Source organism: Wolbachia endosymbiont of Drosophila seguyi, from assembly GCF_028981765.1.
Taxonomy (GTDB): Bacteria; Pseudomonadota; Alphaproteobacteria; order Rickettsiales; family Anaplasmataceae; genus Wolbachia; species Wolbachia pipientis.
Window position 1 is genome coordinate 1 of sequence record NZ_JAPQLM010000173.1, and the last position, 5,312, is coordinate 5,312.

4 protein-coding genes and 1 pseudogene are annotated in these 5,312 nt (G+C 35.0%); all 5 read left to right on the top strand.

Annotated features, from left to right (window positions below; translation table 11 throughout):
- Positions 1-410: pseudogene (locus OZD62_RS04470) on the top strand (MFS transporter); the annotation flags it as partial.
- A 140-nt stretch (positions 411-550) separates the two neighbouring features.
- Entirely contained in the window at positions 551-913 is a 363-nt protein-coding gene (locus tag OZD62_RS04475; RefSeq protein ID WP_275019521.1) for a hypothetical protein, read from the top strand.
- Positions 914-988: 75 nt separating this feature from the next.
- Positions 989-2,218, top strand: coding sequence for an MFS transporter (locus OZD62_RS04480; protein ID WP_010962993.1), 1,230 nt, complete (start codon positions 989-991; stop codon positions 2,216-2,218).
- A 135-nt stretch (positions 2,219-2,353) separates the two neighbouring features.
- Positions 2,354-3,574: an MFS transporter gene (locus OZD62_RS04485; RefSeq protein WP_010081954.1), complete on the top strand. Its 1,221-nt coding sequence runs from the start codon at positions 2,354-2,356 to the stop codon at positions 3,572-3,574.
- A 40-nt stretch (positions 3,575-3,614) separates the two neighbouring features.
- The gene (gene glyA / locus OZD62_RS04490; protein ID WP_010962995.1) at positions 3,615-4,892 is read left to right on the top strand and encodes a serine hydroxymethyltransferase; all 1,278 of its coding nucleotides are present in this window, start codon (positions 3,615-3,617) and stop codon (positions 4,890-4,892) included.
- Positions 4,893-5,312: the final 420 nt, after the last annotated feature.

Consider the following 5,312-nt stretch of genomic DNA (forward strand, 5'->3'; position numbering starts at 1 on the left):
GAATAATTACTGGTATTGGATCCTCTGCTTCAGTACTTGGACTCTTTAAAATAATAAGAATCTATTACCATAGAGAAAAATTTGCCATGATGTTCAGCATATCGGTTATTATTGGCATTTCAGGTGGTGTATTTGCCACCAAACCATTACATGTCTTACTTGATAAGTTTGGGTGGGATTATTTATTTACTGTGTGTATAATGCTTGGATTATTGCTTGCTTTAACTACCTTTATATCTATACCTAAAGTTGGCACCTCAGACGAAGAATTAAATATTAAAAATTTAAGCAAAGTTATATTTAATAAAGATATTTTATTGATAGGTTTGTTTGGCGGTTTTATGGTTGGACCATTAGAAGGCTTTGCAGATGCGTGGTCCGCAACATTCTTGCATGAGATTACGCTATAGATAGACACATTGCATATAGCATTTCAAAATGGATACTAATAGGCTTTGGCTTTGGGCATTTATTACTTCCTTACATATTAGCAAAAAATCCAACCAAGCACTATGAAATAATAATTTCTTGTGCTATGGCCATGATAATTGTGTTCTTATTACTTTTTATATGCAATATTAGTGAACTCCTGGCATGTATATTACTATTCATTATTGGTCTTGCTTCTGCATACCAAATTGTTTTTACTGCTAAAGTTGTAAGTTGTGTAAAAAACGAAGCAGTAGCAAGTGCAGGATCTGTAGGTAATTCCATAGTTATGAGTTTTGGTTATTTTTTTCACGTCATTATTGCAAATATAATGAATTTTTATTGGAACGGTGAAATTATCGATGGAAAGCCATTTTATGGAACTGATGTAATGGTTAAGTCTATGTTAATAATACCTATATGCCTACTAATAGGAATGATAGGCTTTTGGTTACTTAAAGTTATAAGCTGTAAAAAGAGCTAAGCAGATTTAGATGATTAATATAGTATTGTTTTTTATAACTAAAGTATCTATAATCCTAAATTTTAGCTGAGATTCATGTTGCAGAGGAATTTTTTAATCTGGTTGTTGACGTCACTGTTTTATGCATACCAATATATATTACGCGTAATTCCAAACATAATTGCGCCTGAGTTAATAACAAAATTTAACATAAGTATTGCAGATGTTGGCCAGTTTGGTGGGTTATACTATGTAGGCTATACGCTAGCTCATATACCTATTGGTCTTTTCCTTGATAGATTTGGACCAAAGTTTGTTTTACCTGCTTGTACCGTTTTGACATTTACCGGAACACTACCGCTTATATGCTTTGATGAGTGGAGTTATTCAATAATTGGAAGAATAATTGTGGGAATTGGGTCATCCGCTTCGGCAATTGGAATCTTTAAAGTTGCAAGCATGTATTTTGCGCAAGAAAAATCAGCAAGAATGGCCAGCTTATCTATAATTATAGGAATTTTGGGAGGGATATGTGGCGGGTTACCTTTAGACTTCTTACTCGATAAATTTGGCTGGAATTATGTTATCTATACATTCTCAGCATTTGGGTGTTTACTTGCTCTGTTGCTGTTCTTAGTAACGCCTGAAAGCAATGCTCAACAGGAAAAAGTTAGCATTAGAGACTTAAAAAACATACTTTTCAACAAGCATATTATTCTAATTAGCTTTTTTGGTGGACTCATGGTCGGTCCAATGCAAGGTTTTGCCGATGGTTGGGTGAAAGCATTCTTTTTTGAAGTATATAAAATGAATGAAGACTTGGCATCTTCTCTCTCTTCCGTAATATTGATAGGAATGTTAACAGGATCATTCTCTTTGGCTTATTTATTGGAAAAATATAAAAATAAGCATTATGAAGTAATAATTGCATGCTCATTTGCAATGATCGCTAGTTTTCTTTTGCTTTTTACTCAGATTGGTGGCTTGTATGTTGTATTACCTACGCTTTTTATTATTGGCTTCACATCTGGATATCAGGTGGTTACCATTTACAAAGCGATAAGTTATGTAAATAATAACTTAGTAGGCCTGGCTACAGCTGTGTCAAACATGATAGTTATGGTTTTTGGCTATTTTTTTCACACTGGGATCGCAAAAATAGTAGATTTGTGTTGGGATAGAACAATAATACAAGGAAATCCTGTGTATGGTGCTGAATTGCTGATAAAAGCAACATCAGTTATTCCTGTATGTTTGCTGGTGGCTGTTTTTGGGCTCTTATGGTTAAAAAATAAAGATTTTAGAGAAGTTGATTGTAATAAGTAGATAATTTATCGAAGGCTCGTATGATAAAATCGTTAGATGTACTAATTTAAGGCTCTTGTTATTATGAAATATAATACTTTATTTTACTTTGATATTTTTGTTTTAATTGTAATTGGGTTTTATTAGGTGGTAGGTATGTCGAAAAGTAATTTTTTTGTATGGTTGATAGTATCTCTTTTCTATGCATACCAGTATGTGTTACGTGTCATGCCAAACATAATTGCGCCTGTATTAATAACAAAATTTAATATAAGCATTGCAGATTTAGGGCAATTTAATGGTCTCTACTATGTGGGATTTACACTAGTTCATATCCCTGTTGGTCTTTGTTTTGATAGATTCGGTCCAAAAATTGTTTTACCTATTTGTGCTGTCTTGGTATCTATTGGAACATTACCTCTTGTGTGCTTTGATGAGTGGTATTATTCAGTATTAGGTAGAATAATTGTTGGGATTGGCTCGTCTGCGTCAGTAATAGGAGTATTTAAAGTTGCCAGTATGTATTTTCCGCGAGAAAAATCAGCAAAAATGGCAAGCATATCTGTTATTATAGGGCTATTAGGGGCAATATATGGTGGTCTACCAATAGAACTTTTGCTTGATGAGTTTGGTTGGAATTACGTAATTTATATTCTTTCAGGGTTTGGTTTCTTACTCGCTTTATCTTTATTTTTAGTTATTCCTTACAATGCTTACGACTTTCGAAAAGAAAAAATTAGCATGAAGGATCTAAAAACTGTGCTTTTCAATAAATATATCATTCTAATTAGTTTTTTTGGTGGCTTAATGGTAGGTCCACTAGAAGGTTTTGCTGATGCTTGGACAAAAGCTTTTTTATGTGAGGTATATCAAATGGCCGGTGATCTAGCGTCTTCAATTTCTTCTGTTATATATGTAGGATTTGCAGCTGGATTGCTCTCTTTTGCTCACATATTAGAAAAATATCCAAATAGACATTATGAAGTTATTATTGTCTGTTCCTTTGCAATGATTGCTAGTTTCCTTTTACTTTTTACACAGGCTGGCGGATTGTATATTGTATTGCCTGCACTTCTTGTTATAGGTTTCGCTTCTGGATATCAAATAGTAACACTGTACAAAGCATTAAGTTATGTAAATAATAACTTAATAGGATTAACTACAGCTGTGTCAAATATGATAGTCATGGTTTTTGGCTATTTTTTTCACACTGGGATCGCAAAAATAATAGATTTGTGTTGGGATAGGACAGTGATACAAGGAAATCCTGTGTATAGTGCTGAATTGCTGATAAAAGCAACATCTATTATTCCTGTATGTTTGCTGATAGCTGTTTTTGGGCTCTTATGGTTAAAAAAGCAGGATAAGCAGTCTTAAAATTGCTTGTGCATCTTAAAATTAAAGCGAGGTTTGATCTATGATGAGTGTTTTAAAAAAAATCTGTGGCTCTAAAAATAGTTTAAAGTCTTTTGATAACGAGGTTTATCAGTCTATAGAAAAAGAATTACAACGCCAAAAATCACAATTGCAATTAATTGCATCAGAAAATTTTGCAAGCAAAGCGGTAATGGAGGCACAAGGCTCTTTTCTGACTAATAAATACGCAGAAGGTTATCCAGGTAAAAGATATTACTGTGGTTGTGAGCATGTGGACAAAATTGAAAGTCTGGCTATAGAAAGACTTTGTAAGTTGTTTGGTGTTAAATTTGCAAACGTTCAACCTCATTCTGGTTCTCAGGCAAACCAGGCGGTATTTGCTTCACTGCTTACTCCAGGCGATACAATACTTGGATTATCACTGAGTTGCGGTGGGCATCTAACTCATGGTGCGGCACCAAGCCTTTCTGGTAAATGGTTTAAGTCAATTCAATATACAGTGAATAAAGACACTTATCTGCTCAATATGGATGAGATAGAAAAGCTGGCGCTGGAGCATAAACCGAAATTGATCATAGCTGGTGCTTCTGCTTATCCAAGAAAAATGGACTTCAAACGCTTTCGCGAGATTGCAGATAAAGTTGGTGCTTATTTGCTTGCAGACATTGCTCACTATGCAGGGCTTATTGCAGCGGGCGAATATCCATCCCCTGCTGAATATGCACATGTTATGACTTCCACGACTCACAAAACTTTGCGTGGTCCTCGTGGTGGAATAGTGATGACCAATGATGAAGCATTACACAAAAAAATTCAATCCGCAGTTTTTCCAGGATTGCAGGGCGGGCCACTTATGCATGTGATAGCTGCAAAAGCTGTTGCATTTAAAGAAGCATTAGCACCAGAGTTTAAGACTTATAGCAAGAAAGTCGTGGAAAATGCGAAAGTGCTGGCTCAAGAATTGCAAAAGCATGGACTTGACATTATAACCGGTGGCACTGACTCTCATATAGTGCTAGTTGACTTAAGATCGCAGAAATTAACTGGAAAAGACGTTGTAGATAGCCTTGAGAGAGCCGGTATTACCTGTAATAAAAACTCTGTACCATTTGATACAGCAAAGCCGACCATCACTTCAGGGCTCCGTTTTGGCACCGCTGCTGAGACAACACGCGGACTTGAGGCAGAAAATTTTAAAGAGATAGCTGGTCTAATAAATGAAGTAATTCAAGGATTAATCAGCGGAAATAGCTCAAGTGTCGAAAAAGCAGTAAAAGCTAAAGTTGAAAGGATTTGTAGTAATTTTCCTATTTATTAATTTATGTGGTGTCATCCAAGTAGCTGGTAGAAACGAAAAAACTTACTTGACACCCTTCGCCAGCCCTCTTATCATGAAACTGAAGGTATTCATTTATCTTCAATCTGTGCAGATTAAACGACAACAGTATTACGTAATTGGCGTCTTATTTTTAATTTTTTGCACTATGCGCACCCTACGTCTTCACAACATTTCTGGGTTTTTACCTATATAAGCTGAAACGCGCTTATAAAGCGTTTAAGACAGTATAGCACGCCAATTTGCAGGATTAGAGAATGACAACTAGCTAATACGGGATTTCTTTTGCCTTTTTTTCTGCTTAGTAAATTTCTTAAACATTTAAACTAAGATGAGTTGCATTTAAAAGCAGCTAAATTGCAGTGTTTAAGACTTAAAAAACGCCAATACTGAAAATAGACA